General features: G+C 74.7%; 1 protein-coding gene. It reads left to right on the top strand.

Annotated features, from left to right (window positions below; all coding sequences use genetic code 11):
• Positions 1–446: ketoreductase domain-containing protein (locus AC066S_RS39425; protein WP_478272001.1), on the top strand; the 446-nt coding region annotated here is incomplete at both ends.

The following is a 446-nucleotide window of genomic DNA, read 5'->3' as shown; positions in this document are numbered from 1 at the left end:
GCGTGGTGCATGCCGTGATGGAGCCCGGCGGCGGCATGCTGGCCACCCACACGCGGGCCGAGGTGCGGGCCGCCTTCGCGCCGAAGCTGCAGGGCACGCGGGCGATGGTGGAGGCGCTGCGCGGTGAGCCGCTGGATTTCGTGCTGCTGTGCTCTTCCGTCGCGAGCTGTGTCGGCGGGCTGGGCCGCAGCGACTATGCGGCCGCCAACGCCTGGCTGGACGCCTTCGCCACCGCCTGCCGGCGCGAGTACCCGTGGCCGGTGTTCTCGGTCGGCTGGGATGCGTGGCGCGACGTGGGGCAGGGCGCGGACATGGACGTGCCCGAGGGCATGGGCCTGGACGAGCGCACGGGCACCGGGGTGTTCGACCGGATCGTCGACGGGCCCGCGCAGCCGCACACGGTGGTGTCGGTCACGCCGCTCGCGCAGCGGCTGCGTGCGCTGGAC

The organism is Bradyrhizobium sp. CFUWI (assembly GCF_056429085.1).
The sequence above is the reverse complement of the archived record's forward strand: the minus strand, read 5'-3'. Positions and strand labels throughout refer to the sequence as shown.